Below are 15,954 nucleotides of genomic sequence, written 5' to 3' on the forward strand. Positions count from 1 at the left end.
GCACTGTGTGCGAGATCGAGGGCCTTCCCTGGCGGAGGATAGGGGATTTGAACCCCTGAGGGCGTTAACCCAACCCGCGTTCCAGGCGAGCGCCATAGGCCACTAGGCGAATCCTCCGTCGGCTACCTTACCGGCGACACCCCCGTTGAGACGAATCGGGTCGGTTCGGTGGTGGGCGGGGGATGTGGCTAGACTCGTCCACGGATCCCGCGCGGCGCGCATCCTGTGAACTCCCCCAGGGCCGGAAGGCAGCAAGGGTCAACGGGCTCTGCCGGGTGCGCGGGGTCCCCTTAACTTCCCGCCACGCGCAGTCGCCTCGAAAGGCCCTCCTCGCCATGACCGGCCAAGCTCAACTCGGACTGATGAACCCCGACGAGCTGGCCGCGGAGCACGAGAAGCGCACCGCCGAGTACGAGGCACTGGTCGCACGCGGACTCTCGCTGGACCTCACCCGCGGCAAGCCATCACCCGAGCAGCTCGATCTCGCGGCCGGCCTGCTCACCCTGCCCGGTGAGGACTACCGGGACGGCAAGGGCACCGACTGCCGCAACTACGGCGGACTGCAGGGTCTGCCCGAGCTGCGCGCCATCTTCGGTGAGCTACTGAACATCCCGGCCGCGAACCTGATCGCGGGAAACAACGCGAGCCTCGAGATCATGCACGACCTCGTGGTGTGGGGGCTGCTGCACGGCACCGTCGACTCGGTGCGTCCGTGGTCGGCCGAACCCGTCGTCCGCTTCCTGTGCCCGAGCCCCGGTTACGACCGGCACTTCGCCATCACCGAGAGCTACGGCATCGAGATGATCCCGGTGACGATGAACGAGGACGGCCCCGACGTCGCCGAGGTCGAGCGGCTGGTCTCGGGCGATCCGCAGATCAAGGGCATGTGGTGTGTGCCGAACTACGCCAACCCCACGGGTGCGGTGTACTCGGAGGAGGTCACCCGCGCTCTCGCGACGATGCCCACCGCGGCCGCCGACTATCGGCTGTTCTGGGACAACGCCTACGCGGTACATCCGCTGGCAGACGAGTTCCCGCCCGCGTACGACGTGCTGAGCCTGGCAGCGGAGGCCGGTCACCCGAACCGTCCGTACGTCTTCGCGTCCACGTCGAAGATCACCTACGCCGGTGCCGGCGTCAGCTTCCTCGGTTCGTCGTCGGCGAACCTCGACTGGTACCTGGGCCACTACGGCAAGAAGAGCATCGGCCCCGACAAGCTCAATCAGCTCCGCCACCTGCGCTTCTTCGGTGATGCCGACGGTGTGCGGTCGCACATGGCCAAGCACCGCGAGATCCTCGCGCCCAAGTTCGCGATGGTCCAGGAAATCCTCGACGACAGGCTCGGTGCCTCGAAGGTCGCATCGTGGACCGAGCCCGACGGTGGCTACTTCGTCAGCCTGGACGTGCTCGACGGCACCGCTGCGCGCACCATCTCCCTGGCGAAGGACGCCGGCATCGCCCTCACCGGCGCCGGCTCCGCCTTCCCGTACAAGCGCGATCCCGACGACCGGAACATCCGCCTCGCCCCCAGCTTCCCGTCCACCGACGAGTTGTCCGCGGCGATGGACGGCGTGGCCACCTGCGTGCTGCTGGCCGCGACGGAGAAGCTGCTCGGGTCGTAGTTCGGTCGGGTTCTCACACCGATTCCGGCAGGTTTCACCGGCTGCAACCCCTGTGAGTTGCGGAAACCGGTGACGGTTCGACGCCTGTGGATGGCCATGAGCAGCATTCCTGGATCTCGGCCACGATCGTCACATGAGCGACGAGGGAGGAGCCGCAGAACTGATCCGGCGCGCGGATCTTCTCGGCCGAGGTGTGTCCGACACCGAGATCCGCAGTGCACGCAGGTCCGGGTCCATCGTGGCCGTGCGGCGGGGGTGTTTCGTCGACAAGCGGCGTTTCACCGACTCCGCGCCGGAGGCTCGACACCTTCTCGCAGCCCGGGCAGCCCTGGCCGCAGGCGGACCGGGTCTCACGCTCAGCCACGAGTCGGCCGCGCTGGCGTGGGGCATGTCGTTGTGGCAGGGACCGCCACCGCTGGTGCACCTGACGGTCGACAGGCCGACCGGCGGACGTGTCGACGCGGCACGGCACCTTCACACGCATCCACTCGCCGATGTGGACGTGGTGATGCGTGACGGTGCGAGAGTGACCTCCGCGGCGCGGACCGTGGCGGATCTTGCGTGCGCCTTGAGCTTCGAAGCCGCTGTGTGCGTTGGTGATTCGGCGCTGGCATGCACTCCGACATCGATCGACGACATCACCGAGGCGATCCGCGGGTGTGGCCGTCGGCGCGGCGTCGCGGGCGCTCGACGTGCCGCCGCATTCTTGGACGGTCGTAGCGAGAGCGTCGGCGAATCGCGCAGTCGGGTGTACCTCGATCGGCACGGGCTCCCCCCGCCCGAGCTGCAGATCGAGATCGTGATCGACGGGCGCACGTATCGGCCGGACTTCCTGTGGGAGGACCAGCGCGTGCTCGGCGAGTTCGACGGACTGGCGAAGTACACACGCAACGGCGAGTCCGCGAACGCAGTCGTGATCCGCGAGAAGCTCCGGGAGGACGCTCTGCGTGCCGCCGGGTGGATCGTCGTGCGGTGGACGTGGGCGGACCTCGTCGACGGTCGGCTGGCGCAGCGCATTCGTGCTGCGCTGTCCGCGTGAAAGAATGACGCCATGGCCACGACGCTGCACCTGGTGGGGGATCCCGACGCCGACGCCCTGCTCGCCTCCGACCCGCTCGCGCTGCTGATCGGGATGTTGCTCGATCAGCAGGTACCGATGGAGTCGGCGTTCGCCGGTCCGAAGAAGCTGGTGGATCGCATCGGGTCGCTCGACGTCCGCGCGATCGCCGAGATGCCGGAGGACGACTTCCTCGCGATCTGCTCCACTCCACCCGCGGTGCACCGGTTCCCCGGGTCGATGGGCAAGCGGATCCAGTCGATGTGCTCGTACATCGTCGACGAGTGGGACGGCCGCGCCGACGCCATCTGGACGGACGGCGACCCGGACGGCAGAGAAGTGCTGAAGCGACTGAAGGCGCTGCCCGGGTACGGCGATCAGAAGGCGCGCATCTTCCTGGCTCTGCTGGGCAAGCAGATGGGTGTGGAGCCGGCCGGGTGGCGCGACGCCGCCGGATCGTACGGCGACGACGGCTCCCGACGATCCATCGCCGACGTGGTCGACGCGACCAGTCTGGGCGAGGTGCGCGAGTTCAAGAAGGCGGCCAAGCGGGCCGCCAAGGAGAGCGCAGGATCGTAGGTTCCCGCCGACCGTTCTGTCGGTCGACGTCGGTACTCTCTCTCGCGTGGCCCTGTACCGGAAGTACCGTCCAGCGACGTTCGCGGAAGTGGTCGGGCAGGAGCATGTCACCGAGCCTCTGTCCGTCGCACTGGACTCGAAGCGCATCAACCACGCCTACCTCTTCTCCGGCCCTCGCGGGTGTGGCAAGACGTCGTCCGCACGTATCCTGGCGCGGTCGCTCAACTGCGTCCAGGGTCCGACGTCGACGCCGTGCGGAGTGTGCGGCTCGTGTGTCGCGCTCGCTCCCGGCGGCCCGGGCAACCTCGACGTCATCGAGCTCGACGCGGCCAGCCACGGCGGCGTGGACGACACCCGTGAGCTGCGTGACCGCGCGTTCTACGCGCCTGCGGAATCGCGCTACCGCGTCTTCATCGTGGACGAGGCCCACATGGTCACGACGGCGGGCTTCAATGCGCTGCTCAAGATCGTGGAGGAGCCGCCCGAGCACCTGATCTTCGTGTTCGCGACCACGGAGCCGGAGAAGGTGCTGCCGACCATCCGCAGCCGCACCCACCACTACCCCTTCCGGTTGCTGCCTCCGCTCGCCATGCGCGGTCTGATGGAGCGCATCTGTGCGGAGGAGAAGGTCACCGTGCAGGATGCGGTGTACCCGTTGGTCATTCGTGCCGGTGGTGGCTCCCCGCGCGACACCCTCAGCGTGCTGGACCAGCTGCTCGCCGGTGCAGGTGACGAGGGTGTGCAGTACACCCGCGCACTCACTCTGCTCGGCGTCACCGACGTCGCGCTGATCGACGAGGCCGTCGACGCACTGGCCGCCCGGGACGGTGCCGCTCTGTTCGGCACCGTCGAGAAGGTCATGGACGCGGGCCACGATCCCCGCCGGTTCGCGGTGGACCTGCTCGATCGACTCCGCGACCTCATCCTCATGCGTGCAGTCCCCGATGCGGGGGAGCGCGGACTCGTCGACGCCCCCGCCGACATGCTCGAGCGGATGCGCGACGAGGCGGAGCGCATCGGCCCGGCCACGCTGGCCCGATTCGCTGAGACGGTGCACGCCGGACTCGGTGAGATGCGCGGCGCCACGGCTCCCCGGCTGTTGCTGGAGGTCATGTGTGCGCGGATGCTGCTGCCGGCGGCGTCCGATGCGGAAAGTGCTGTGCTGCAACGGTTGGAGCGCCTCGAACGGCGCCTCGACGTGACCCTGCCCGCAGGCGAGGCCGCTGCGGTCGAGGCCGAACATCAGCACGACCGCCTCGAGGCGGCGGCGCAGCAGCAGACGTACCGCCGTCCGTCCGAGCGGGCGTCCGAGCCGGCCGCCGCTCCCGCGCCCGTCGTCGACGCCCCCGCAGCCAGAGTCGCTGCACCGGAACCGGTCACACCCGAACCTGCGCGCCCCGAACCGGCCGCAGCGCAGCCGGCCACCCCTGAGCCCGAGCCGACCCCTGAACCCGAGCCGACCCCGGAGCCCACCCCCGTAGCCGTGGAACCCCCGGCCGCCGAACCTGCGACACCCGAGCCCGCCGAGAGTGCACCCGAGCCGGCAGAGACCGCCCCCGAGACAGCACCCGAGCCCGCCGCGCCGAGTCCCGCCGCGGCGGAGGGTCCGGATGCCGCGGACGTGCGCGCCGTCTGGTCCGAGGTGCGGACGAAGGTGCGGGAGCGCAGCCGCACCGTCGAGGTGATGCTCTCGGGCGCCACCGTGAAGTCTGTCGAGGACGGGGCGATCGTGTTGGCGCACGACTCGGTACCGCTGGCCAAGAGGCTGGTCGAGCCCCGCAACGCCGAGGTCATCAAGGACGCGCTGCGTGACGTCTTCGGCGTCGAGTGGACCGTGGTCTGCGAGGCGGGCGACGGCACCGCCCGGTCGGCGGCACCGGCGCCGGCATCCACCCCGGCCGAGCGCCCGGCGTCCACCGGCCCTCGGTTCTCGCGCCCGAGCAGGTCGGCGCCCACCCCGGAGCCGGCACGGCCGGCGCAGTCCGGCAGCGCCCCGGCGCGGTCGACGCCCTCGCGCCCGTCCGACGACGACATCCCCCCGCCGCCCGAGGAGCCCGACCATCCGGACGACCCGGGTCCCTCGCCGTACGACGGTCCACCTCCCCCGGAGAGCCCGGAGGAGCAGGAAGAGCTCATGAAGCAGGCGAAGGAGCCGGTCGATCCGTCGACGCGTCGCGATCCGGACGAGGTCGCGCTCGAGCTGCTGCAGTCCGAGCTGGGTGCCACCCCGCTGAAAGACGTCTGACCTGCTGCTGACGGTGTGAAACACCGGCAGGAGTGTCACAGTGCGCGCTCGTTTCGGTCCTTTCGGCAGCGCGGCTCCATGCCTAGGGTGAATGGCGTCGAGGTCTGTCCTCGTGGGCGCCGGTGTCTCCAGTGCACCGTGCTGCCCGAGTCTCACGTCGGAAGGAACTGTGTTCAGTGACCACAGAGGCATACATCTACGAAGCCATCAGAACACCGCGAGGTAAGGGTAAGAACGGGTCGCTGCACTCGGTCAAGCCGATCTCGCTGGTCACCGGGTTGATCGACGAGCTCCGCCGTCGTTTCCCCGACATGGACGAGGATCGCATCTCCGATCTGATCCTGGGCGTCGTCTCGCCCGTGGGAGATCAGGGTGCCGACATCGCCCGTACCGCGGTGCTCGCCGCGAAGATGCCCGACACGGTCGGCGGCTTCCAGCTCAACCGTTTCTGCGCGTCCGGCCTCGAAGCCGTCAACCTCGCCGCGCAGAAGGTGCGGTCGGGCTGGGACGAGCTCGTCATCGCCGGTGGCGTGGAGTCGATGTCCCGCGTTCCCATGGGATCGGACGGCGGCGCGTGGGCCATGGACCCGCAGACCAACTACGACACCTACTTCGCCCCCCAGGGCATCGGCGCCGACCTCATCGCGACGATCGAGGGCTTCACCCGTGAAGACGTCGACGCGTACGCCGCGCAGTCCCAGGAGCGCGCTGCAGCCGCATGGTCGGGTGGCTACTTCACCAAGTCCGTCGTGCCGGTCACGGACCAGAACGGTCTGCTGATCCTCGACAGTGACGAGCACATGCGCCCCGGCACCACCGTCGAGTCGCTCGGCAAGCTCAAGCCGGCCTTCGAGGGCATCGCCGCGATGGGCGGGTTCGACGACGTCGCGCTGCAGAAGTACCACTGGATCGAGAAGATCGATCACGTCCACACCGGCGGTAACTCGTCGGGCATCGTCGACGGTGCGGCCCTGGTCGTCGTCGGCAGCGAGGACGCCGGCAAGTCGATGGGCATGACGCCGCGCGCTCGCGTCGTCGCGACCGCCACCAGCGGCGCCGACACCACCATCATGCTGACCGGGCCGACGCCCGCGTCGAAGAAGGTGCTGGCCGCGGCCGGCCTGACGGTCGACGACATCGACCTGTTCGAGCTGAACGAGGCATTCGCCTCCGTGGTCCTGCGCTTCCAGCGCGACCTGAAGATCCCGGGCGAGAAGCTCAACGTCAACGGTGGCGCCATCGCGATGGGCCACCCCCTCGGTGCCACGGGCGCCATGATCACCGGCACCGTGCTCGACGAGCTCGAGCGTCGGAACGGCCGCTACGCACTGATCACCCTGTGCATCGGCGGCGGCATGGGCGTGGCCACCATCATCGAGCGAGTCTGAGGAACAGCATGAGTGACAACATGATTCAGTGGGACCAGGATGCCGACGGCATCGTCACCCTGACGATGGACGACCCGAACCAGGGCGCCAACACGATGAACGAGCTCTACAAGACCTCGATGGGCGCCACGGTCGACCGCCTCGAGGCCGAGAAGGACTCCATCACCGGTGTCGTCGTCACCTCGGCGAAGAAGACCTTCTTCGCCGGTGGCGATCTCAAGAACATGATCAAGGCCGGCCCCGCCGACGCCCAGCAGATCTTCGACGAGGTGCAGACGGTCAAGTCGCAGCTGCGTCGGCTCGAGACGCTCGGCAAGCCTGTCGTGTCCGCGATCAACGGCGCCGCACTCGGTGGCGGCCTGGAGATCACGCTGGCGACGCACCACCGCATCGTCGCGGACGTTCCCGGTGTCCAGCTCGGCTTGCCCGAGGTGTCGCTGGGCCTGCTGCCCGGCGGCGGCGGCGTCACCCGCATCACCCGCATGATGGGTATCCAGAACGGCTTCATGTCGGTGCTGTCCCAGGGCACGCGATTCCGCCCGGCCAAGGCGCTCGAGCTCGGTCTGGTGCATGAGGTCGTCGGCAGCGTCGAGGAACTCGTTCCCGCTGCGAAGGCATGGATCAAGGCCAACCCCGAGGGCGGCGTCGCCCCGTGGGACGTCAAGGGCTACAAGATCCCCGGCGGCACGCCTTCCAATCCCAAGCTCGCGCAGATCCTTCCGGCGTTCCCGTCGAACCTGCGCAAGCAGATCAAGGGCGCGCCGATGCCGGCACCGCTCGCGATCCTGTCCGCCGCGGTGGAGGGTGCGCAGGTCGACTTCGACAACGCGTCCACCATCGAGTCGCGCTACTTCACGTCGCTCGTCACCGGCCAGGTGTCGAAGAACATGATCCAGGCATTCTTCTTCGACCTGCAGGCGATCAATGCCGGCAAGTCCCGCCCGGACGGCTACGAGAAGACGCAGTTCACCAAGGTCGCCGTGCTCGGCGCCGGCATGATGGGCGCGGGCATCGCCTACGTCTGTGCCAAGGCCGGAATCGACGTGGTGCTCAAGGACGTCGAGCAGGCGTCCGCGGACAAGGGCAAGGCGTACTCCGAGGCCATCGAGGCCAAGGCGCTCTCACGCGGCAAGACCACGCAGGAGAAGTCGGACGCGCTGCTGGCGCGTATCCACCCGACGGCCGATCCGAAGGACGTCGAGGGTGCAGACCTCGTCATCGAGGCGGTCTTCGAGTCGCAGGACCTCAAGCACAAGGTCTTCCAGGAGATCGAGGACCTCGTCGCTCCCGATTCGCTGCTCGGCTCGAACACCTCGACGCTTCCCATCACCGGTCTCGCGACGGGTGTGAAGCGCCAGGAAGACTTCATCGGTATTCACTTCTTCTCGCCCGTCGACAAGATGCCGCTGGTCGAGATCATCCGCGGTGACAAGACCTCGGATGCCGCTCTGGCCAAGGCATTCGACCTCGTACAGGCCATCAAGAAGACTCCGATCGTCGTCAACGACAGCCGTGGCTTCTTCACCTCCCGCGTGATCGGCACCTTCATCAACGAGGCCATCGCCATGCTGGGCGAGGGCGTCGAGCCCGCGACCATCGAGCAGGCCGGTCTGCAGGCGGGCTACCCGGCGCCGCCGTTGCAGCTCTCCGACGAGCTGACGCTGACGCTGATGCAGAAGATCCGCAAGGAGACCTACGACGCGATCGTCGCAGCCGGCGGAACTCCTCCCGAGGATGCCGCGGGCGCGGTCATCGACAAGATGGTCGACGAGTTCGAGCGTCCGTCGAAGGCCAAGGGTGCCGGCTTCTACGAGTACGTCGACGGCAAGCGCACCGGCCTCTGGTCGGGTCTGCGTGACGCCTTCAAGTCGGGTACCTCGGAGTCGTCGTTCGAGGACCTCAAGGAGCGCATGCTCTTCATCGAGGCGATCGAGACGCAGAAGTGCTTCGACGAGGGCGTGCTGAACACGACGGCCGACGCCAACATCGGCTCGATCTTCGGTATCGGCTTCCCGGCGTGGACCGGTGGCGTGCACCAGTACGTCGTCGGCTACGAGGCCGCGGACGGCTCGATCGGCAAGGAGGCGTTCGTCGCCCGTGCCGAGGAGCTGGCCAAGCAGTACGGCGAGCGGTTCACTCCGCCTGCGTCTCTGCGCTAGTCACGAGTACACGACAGCCCCGCACCTCCTGGTGTGGGGCTGTCGTCGTCTCAGCTCAGGACGCGCGCGGCGAAGTCGAGTGATGCGGGCATGGAGGCCATCAGGGTGCCGATGTGATCGGGCGTCGGAAAGGTGACCAGCTGGAAGTCCGTACCGGCAGCGGTCATCCGGGCCGTGTGGACGAACGTGAGCGGAGCCGGAACTGTCTGATCGGAGAGGCTCTGAGTCACGAGGAGCGGCCGGTCGTAGCCACTGACGGGGACGGCCTGCATCTGCTCGAGCACGGGGGCCAGCGGCGTCAACGGGCGCGTGAGAAGCTCCCCGAACTGGGCCGGGTGCGCCGACCGATAATCGCGGAATTCGTTGCCGCACAGCGTGGTCGCAGCGTCGAGATACTCGACGCCCTTCGGCGTCAGGTACTGCCGGACGTCGAGTTCCGGACGCTGGTCCGCCAGTCCGGCGAGGGTGTAGAAGACGTAGCCGAGAAAGCCGCTGGGGACGACCGGCGGGAGAACCGGACCGACCAGCGGGAGCACGGTGTCGAGCCCCGTCGGGCCGGCCACGGACACGGCGCCGCGGAAGTCGAGGTCCGGTGCGCGGGTGGATGCCGCTGCGGCGGTGAAGAAGGACGTGTTGCCGCCCTGGGACAGGCCGGTGGTGATCCATTCCGGCGAGAGCCGATCGCCGAGCATCGTGTGTGCTGCGCGGACGATGTCGATCGCGTTGGCACCGGCGGCGGGTCCGTCCAGATAGGCGTGCACACCCGGAGTCCCCATGCCCGCGTAGTCGGTGGCCACCACGGCGTGTCCGGCGGCCAGCCACGCCTCGATCGCCGGACGCTCGTACTGCGCGGTGCCCGTCGCCGACGGTGCACACGAGTCGGCGACACCGGTGGTGCCGTGGGCGTAGGACACGACCGGCCATCCGTCGGCGGGAGCATCGCCTGTCGGCACGAACACCGTGCCCGTCGACTCCCCGGCCTGCTCGGCCGTCCGCAGCGTGGAGTAGCGCACCACATAGCTCTCCGCGGCGCCGGCGGGTGCCAGCGCGGGATCGAGCGCGGTGCTGGAGAGCACCGTGCCCGCGGCCGTCTCGGCGGACGCGGGAGCGGGGACGAGAAGGACGGACGACGCGAGTGCGACGCACGCGACGAGGACCGGTGGACAGAATCGTCGGGGAAGAGAAGTCACGGACAGCAGTCCATCATGTCGAGCGGCGTCCGTGGTGTGTCCCGTCGCGACGATGTGTCTCGTCACGAGAACGGGCCCGACGCGGCATCAGGGGACTAGGTTCGACAGGTGAAGACTCCCGTTGTCACCGTCATCGGTGCCGTGATCGCCGTCATGGGCCTGCTGTTCAGCCTCCAGGGATTCGGGGTGATCGGTGGCAGTGCGATGAGCAACACGACCACCTGGTCGATCCTCGGCCCCGTCATCCTGATCGTCGGAGTGGCGATCGTGGTGGTGAGCAGGCGCCGAGGGGTCTAGTCGGAGAAACGCCTGCGCAGGTCGACCTTCACTACCTTGCCGCCGGCGTTGCGGGGGAGCGCCTCCACCAGCACCAGGTGGCGCGGGTGCTTGTAGTGCGCGAGGCGTCCGTCCAGCCAGCCGACGAGGTCGGGAAGCGTGAGGTCCGGCTCGTCGGTGCCGCGCTGCGCGACGACGGCGACGGGCACCTCACCCCAGCGGTCGTCCGGGCGGCCTATCACTGCTGCCTCGAGGATTCGGGGGTGGGAGAACAGCACGTTCTCGACCTCGGCGCAGTAGATGTTCTCGCCGCCGGAGATGATCATGTCCTTCTTGCGGTCGACGACGAAGACGAAGCCCTCCTCGTCCTGACGCACCAGGTCGCCGGAATGGAACCAGCCGCCGTGGAACGCGTCCGACGTGGCGGCAGGGTTCTCCCAGTACCCGTGCATCAGCGTCGGCCCGCGATAGACGATCTCGCCGATGTCACCTCGCGGGACGTCGACCATGTCGTCGTCGACGACCCGAGCCTCCACCGTGGCGACGACGCGTCCCACGGATCCGAGTTTGCGCAGTGCGTCGCCGCCGTCGAGGACGCAGGTGATCGGCGACATCTCGGTTTGACCGAAGACGGCCACGGTGAGGGCGTCGGGGAAGGTCTGCGACATCGCCCGCAGGACGGTGTCCGACGCCGGCGCCGCACCCCACGAGATCACTCGCAGCGACAACGTCCTGGGGCGGCGCGCCTGTTCCGCGCAGACCGCCTGCCACTGCACCGGCACGAGGAACAGGGTGGTCACCGCCTCGGCCTCGAGGACGTCGAGCAACGCGGCCGGATCGAACGCGCCGACGGGGTGGACGACGGTCGGGATGCCGAGCTTGAGGCTGGGGGCGATGCTGCCCAGGGCGGCGATGTGGAACATCGGTGACGCACAGAAGTTGATCTCGTCGACTCCGTACATCTGCAGGGCGCGAATGCAGGTCAGCGCCTGAGCCTGCATGTTGGAATGAGACAGCACAGCACCTTTGGGGCGGCCGGTCGTTCCCGAGGTGTACATGATCAGAGCCGGTGCGTCGTCCGGGACGTCGGTGTCCGGCGCGGGCGCGCCCTCGCGGATCAGAGCCTCGTAGGTGTCCCCGTCTCCGCCCACCACGATCGTGTCCGCGACGCCCACCGCCGCGGCGAGCGGCGCCAGAGCGTCCTCCACGACGATGAGGCCGGCGCCGCTGTTCTGCGCGAGGTAGGTGATCTCCGGGGCGCTCATCCGAAAGTTGACGGGCACGGCGATCGCACCGACGGCAGTGATCGCGAGCACCGATTCGATGTACTCGGGCCGGTTGAGCATGAGGATCAGCACCCGGTCCCCGGCCGTCACGCCACGGTGGGCCAACCCGCCGGCGAGTGCGTCGACACGATCGCAGAGGCCGCGCCAGGTGTGCGTCGTCCCACCGAAGCGCAGCGCCACGCCCGCGGGATTCATCAGTGCGTGTCGTCGTACCTGGTTGTTCCAGTTGTCCCGCCGTGCACGTCCGGGCTGCGACTGATCCGCCATCTCGGGTGTCCTCTCGTGGAGTCGCACCCACTCGGGTGTCGACAGTCCCCGTGATTCGACACCCGAGACGGCGTCCGTGTCAGTGGATCAGCCGATCCACCAGGGCCGCAACGGAAGACCCGCGTCGTTGTTCTCGTCGAGCTTGACGGCGAGCACCTGGTGCAGCTGGACCACGTTGCGCTCGAAGCCCAGGCGTGAGCCCGCCATGTAGAGGCCCCACACGCGCGCGGTGCCCTCACCGACCTCCGCGACGCAGGCGTCCCAGTTGTCGACGAGGTTGCGGCACCAGTCCCGGAGCGTCATCGCGTAGTGCTCGCGCAGGTTCTCCTCGTGACGCACCTCGAGGCCCACGTCCTGCATCTCGGTGATGATGCGGCCGGATCCCGTCAGCTCGCCGTCGGGGAAGACGTAGCGGTCGATGAAGCCGCCGGCCCGCGCCGACGAGCGGTTGTCCGGGCGGGTGATGCAGTGGTTCAGGACGCGGCCACCCGGGCGCAGCTTTCCCTTGATGAACTCGAAGTACGCCGGGTAGTTCGAGACGCCGATGTGCTCGGTGAGGCCGATCGACGACACGGCGTCGAAGTCGCCCTCGACGATGTCGCGGTAGTCGCTGTGACGCACCTCCGCGAGATCGCTCAGACCGTCGGCGGCGATGGCGTTCTGCGCCCACTCTGCCTGCTCGCGCGAGAGCGTGGCGCCGATGACGTGGACGCCGCGACGGGCCGCGTAGCGCACCATCGAGCCCCAGCCACAACCGATGTCGAGCAGTCGGTCGCCCGCCTTCAGGTTCAGCTTCTCGAACACCAGGCGGTACTTGTTCTCCTGCGCCTCCTCGAGCGACGCCTCGAGAGTCGGGTAGGCGGCGCAGGTGTAGGTCATCGACGGGCCGAGCACGTACTCGTAGAACGTGTTCGACACGTCGTAGTGGTGGTGGATGCTCTCGGCGTCCCGAGTCTTGCTGTGCCGCAACCCCTCGGCGATACGACGCCAACGTGGGAGAGATTCCTGGGGCGGGGGAGCGATGGGACGCAGCAACTCCCATCCGAGAGACCGGGTGACGGTCGCCAGTGCGCGCGCGGACGGACGTTTGAAGTGCAGGTCGTCGCCCAGCATCCGGAGCACGTCGTACGGGTCACCCGGGTGGGCGCCCTCGATCTCCAGATCGCCCGAGACGTAGGCGCGAGCCATGCCCAGGTCGCCGGGGGCGGTCGCGAGGTACGTGGTGCCGCGGGGTGAGGTGAGCCTGAGCCCGTACTCGGAATCCTCGGCACCGGCCGTACTGCCGTCGTACGCCGAGAACCGAACGGGCAGATCACCTTCGGTGAACTGCTCGAGAATCTCGGCGATGGAGAGTTTGGGGGAACCGCCGGACAGGCCGGGGTTCCGTTGATCCTTGAATGTCGTCATCGACGATGCACCGCCTTCGAATACAGATCCAACAACCGCGAATCGGGGTCGTACTTCTCTTTGAGTCGGCGGTAACCGTCACCGCCGTAGAGGGCATCGAACTCGGCCCTGTCGTAGAACGAGTCCGAGTAGAGGGACTTGTGACCGTCGAACTCGGTCACCTTCTTCTCGATCCGACGGTTGGCTGCCCCGTCGGGTTCACCGGGGACCACGGGCACCGACGACCAGAAGCCGACGTTGACGTAGGTGCGGTGAGGTTCGAGCGGATAGAGGGGCCACCCGCGTACTCCGGCGTCGGAGTCCTGCGCGTCGGCGTACCCGTCGGGTTCGCGAAGTCGCAAGGGACACAGCCATAACGGCTCGATCGGGATCTCGTCGAGGAACCACGAGACGAACGCGGCCGTGTTCTCGATCGGCACCTCGATGTCCTGCACGACGCGCTCGCGGATCGGGTTGCCCTTGCGCTTCTCGAGACGGTCGGCGATGTCGTACTTCTGGTCGAGCGCGATCAGCTTCCAGTAGAAGCTGCTGCGCAGGTACTTCTTCGGCCAGAGACGTCGGATGCGCGGGTTCTGCGCACCGAAGGCGCGCGAGCACCAGAACCAGTCGGTGTCCCACCGCCACAGGTAGTCGCGCACCGTCAGGCGGTCCGTTCGCGGTGCGGTGCCGTCGTGCTGGATGGACCGGTAGAAGATCGCCGAGTCGGTGTAGTCGCTCACCGGTCCCGGCTCGTCGGTCTGCCGGCCCAGGGTCAGATAGGCCTCGGTCCCGGAGAACACCACCCCGTCGAGGTAGTCGACGCGGTCACCCTCGTACTCCCGCTCCGCGACGATGCTCGCCATGACCGTCTGCACCGACTCTAGGTCGTGGAACCGGACGTGGCGCAGGGCGACGTAGGGGAGGACGGGCTCGAGCTCGATGCGCAACCGTGTCGAGTAGCCGAGGGTGCCGTAGGAGTTGGGGAACCCTCGGAAGAGGTCGCCGTACTCGTTGTCGGGAGTGGCCGTGACGACGTCACCCGATCCGGCGAGAATGTCGATCTCGAGGACGGACTCGTGCGGAAGGCCGCTGCGGAACGACGTCGACTCGATGCCGAGGCCGGTGACCGCGCCGCCGAGCGTGATCGTCTTGAGCTGCGGCACCACCAGGGGAGCGAGCCCGTACGCCAGGGTGGCGTCGACGAGGTCCTCGTAAGTGCACATTCCCTGCACGTCGGCGGTCATGGCGTCGGGGTCGACCGAGATGACGCCTCCCAACCCGGAGACGTCGAGTCCGGGGGCGGAGTTCTTCGGCCTGGCCCGGAAGAGGTTGGAGGTCTTCTTCGCCAGGCGGACGGTCGCGTCCCGGGGAATGGCACGGTAACTGGCCAGAAGCCGTTCCACACCCGCCCGATGTCCCGCTTGTCCGATCTCGTGCGGACGGTTGCCGCCCCCGCCGGGTTCCCGCGCTCCCCCGAGCGCCGCATCGACTGTCTGAGCCACGCGAGAACGCTATACGGAGGTTGTTCGCAACGCTATGGAAGGTGCCTCCCGACGAGGAAACTTCACACGATCGTTGCGCTCGATTCGCCCGGGCGTGGACGTGAAACAATGAATGTCACCGTCCGTCCCACCCCGACATCAGGAGTTCTCCCCGTCATGGCCAAGGTCAGCGCGAGCAGTTCCCTCACCATCAGTGCGGCTCCCGACAAGGTCCTCGCGGCACTGTCCGACTACGAGACGGTGCGTCCGCGCATCCTGCCCGAGCAGTACCGCGACTTCGCGGTCGTCGAGGGTGGCCAGGGCGACGGCACCGTCGCTCGCTGGGTCCTGCAGGCGACCGAGAAGCGCTCGCGGAACGTGCTCGCGACCGTGTCGGTGTCCGGCGCGACCGTCACGGAGAAGGACGCCAACTCGTCGATGGTGACCACGTACCTCGTCGCCCCGAGCGGTAGCGGGTCGTCGGTCACCACCACCACGGAGTGGACGGGCGCCGGCGGTGTCGGCGGCTTCTTCGAGAAGACGTTCGCGCCCCTCGGACTGAAGAAGATTCAGGCGCAGCTCCTGCAGAACCTCTCGCGCCAGGTGGAGTGAGGCACGCGGCTACGCTCGACCGACACGATCTCGTCACCACTTCGGAAGGACACCCGCCGTGCAACCCGGTGAACAGCCCGACATGTCCCAGCTGCTGCAGCAGGCCCAGCAGATGCAGCAGCAGTTGATGGCAGCCCAGGCGGAGATCGCCGCGACGGAGGTCACCGGCCGCGCCGGCAACGGTCTCGTCGTGGCGACGGTGAAGGGCAGCGGCGAGGTGGTCGGTCTGACCATCGACCCCAAGGTCGTGGATCCCGACGACGTCGAGACCCTGCAGGACCTGATCATCGGTGCGATCGCCGACGCGTCCCGCGCCGCGGGTGAGGTCGCGTCGCAGAAGCTCGGTCCCCTCGCCGGCCTGGGCGGCGGCGGACTCCCCGGCCTGCCCGGCTTCTAGAACCGGGTC

At 68.1% G+C, this 15,954-nt stretch carries 13 protein-coding genes, 1 tRNA gene and 1 other RNA gene; 10 read left to right on the forward strand and 5 right to left on the reverse strand.

What is annotated here, in order from left to right; all coding sequences use genetic code 11:
* Positions 1-29: 29 nt before the first annotated feature.
* A tRNA-Ser gene (locus QRN16_RS11965) sits at positions 30-117 on the reverse strand.
* 82 nt (positions 118-199) lie between these two features.
* Between QRN16_RS11965 and ffs the strand changes: the two genes are divergently transcribed.
* The 7 genes from ffs (at position 200) to QRN16_RS12000 (ending at position 9,050) form a co-directional block, all read left to right on the forward strand.
* Positions 200-294: signal recognition particle sRNA small type (gene ffs, locus QRN16_RS11970), an RNA gene on the forward strand.
* Between the two features lie 41 nt (positions 295-335).
* The gene (locus QRN16_RS11975) at positions 336-1,622 is read left to right on the forward strand and encodes an aspartate aminotransferase type Ic (protein ID WP_285186964.1); all 1,287 of its coding nucleotides are present in this window, start codon (positions 336-338) and stop codon (positions 1,620-1,622) included.
* A gap of 133 nt (positions 1,623-1,755) precedes the next feature.
* Complete coding sequence (locus QRN16_RS11980) at positions 1,756-2,661, forward strand: hypothetical protein (protein WP_285186966.1); 906 nt, start codon at positions 1,756-1,758, stop codon at positions 2,659-2,661.
* Positions 2,662-2,673: 12 nt separating this feature from the next.
* Positions 2,674-3,258: an HhH-GPD-type base excision DNA repair protein gene (locus QRN16_RS11985; RefSeq protein ID WP_027506627.1), complete on the forward strand. Its 585-nt coding sequence runs from the start codon at positions 2,674-2,676 to the stop codon at positions 3,256-3,258.
* Between the two features lie 46 nt (positions 3,259-3,304).
* Positions 3,305-5,503 carry a DNA polymerase III subunits gamma/tau gene (locus QRN16_RS11990; RefSeq protein WP_285186969.1) on the forward strand — a complete coding sequence of 733 codons (2,199 nt, stop codon included), beginning with the start codon at positions 3,305-3,307 and terminating at the stop codon, positions 5,501-5,503.
* 176 nt (positions 5,504-5,679) lie between these two features.
* Positions 5,680-6,891 (forward strand): acetyl-CoA C-acetyltransferase, encoded by a 1,212-nt coding sequence (locus QRN16_RS11995; protein ID WP_027506628.1) that lies wholly within the window; start codon positions 5,680-5,682, stop codon positions 6,889-6,891.
* An 8-nt stretch (positions 6,892-6,899) separates the two neighbouring features.
* On the forward strand, positions 6,900-9,050 hold the full coding sequence (locus tag QRN16_RS12000; RefSeq protein ID WP_027506629.1) for a 3-hydroxyacyl-CoA dehydrogenase NAD-binding domain-containing protein: 2,151 nt from the start codon (positions 6,900-6,902) through the stop codon (positions 9,048-9,050).
* Between the two features lie 50 nt (positions 9,051-9,100).
* On the opposite strand, the gene QRN16_RS12005 is transcribed toward QRN16_RS12000, so the two are convergent.
* On the reverse strand, positions 9,101-10,240 hold the full coding sequence (locus tag QRN16_RS12005; protein WP_027506630.1) for a lipase family protein: 1,140 nt from the start codon (positions 10,238-10,240) through the stop codon (positions 9,101-9,103).
* 108 nt (positions 10,241-10,348) lie between these two features.
* On the opposite strand from QRN16_RS12005, the gene QRN16_RS12010 reads away from it, so the two are divergent.
* On the forward strand, positions 10,349-10,537 hold the full coding sequence (locus QRN16_RS12010) for a hypothetical protein (protein ID WP_027506631.1): 189 nt from the start codon (positions 10,349-10,351) through the stop codon (positions 10,535-10,537).
* Here the strand turns inward: QRN16_RS12010 and fadD5 are convergent.
* From fadD5 to QRN16_RS12025, 3 genes are all read right to left on the reverse strand, one after another.
* Complete coding sequence (fadD5, locus tag QRN16_RS12015; RefSeq protein WP_056444246.1) at positions 10,534-12,069, reverse strand: fatty-acid--CoA ligase FadD5; 1,536 nt, start codon at positions 12,067-12,069, stop codon at positions 10,534-10,536. The genes QRN16_RS12010 and fadD5 overlap by 4 nt on opposite strands.
* Before the next feature lie 87 nt (positions 12,070-12,156).
* Positions 12,157-13,476 (reverse strand): class I SAM-dependent methyltransferase, encoded by a 1,320-nt coding sequence (locus QRN16_RS12020; RefSeq protein ID WP_027506633.1) that lies wholly within the window; start codon positions 13,474-13,476, stop codon positions 12,157-12,159.
* Positions 13,473-14,885 (reverse strand): FAD-binding oxidoreductase, encoded by a 1,413-nt coding sequence (locus tag QRN16_RS12025; protein WP_285187559.1) that lies wholly within the window; start codon positions 14,883-14,885, stop codon positions 13,473-13,475. Before QRN16_RS12025 ends, QRN16_RS12020 begins: the two co-directional genes overlap by 4 nt.
* A 228-nt stretch (positions 14,886-15,113) precedes the next feature.
* Here QRN16_RS12025 and QRN16_RS12030 point away from each other — a divergent pair, with 228 nt between their 5' ends.
* Positions 15,114-15,548 (forward strand): SRPBCC family protein, encoded by a 435-nt coding sequence (locus tag QRN16_RS12030; protein WP_027506635.1) that lies wholly within the window; start codon positions 15,114-15,116, stop codon positions 15,546-15,548.
* A 58-nt stretch (positions 15,549-15,606) separates the two neighbouring features.
* Positions 15,607-15,945, forward strand: a complete 339-nt coding sequence (locus QRN16_RS12035) for a YbaB/EbfC family nucleoid-associated protein (RefSeq protein WP_204869622.1) — start codon at positions 15,607-15,609, stop codon at positions 15,943-15,945.
* The last annotated feature ends 9 nt before the right edge of the window (positions 15,946-15,954 follow it).

The sequence above is a fragment of the Rhodococcus sp. MEB041 genome, assembly GCF_030208955.1.
GTDB lineage: Bacteria > Actinomycetota > Actinomycetes > Mycobacteriales > Mycobacteriaceae > Rhodococcoides.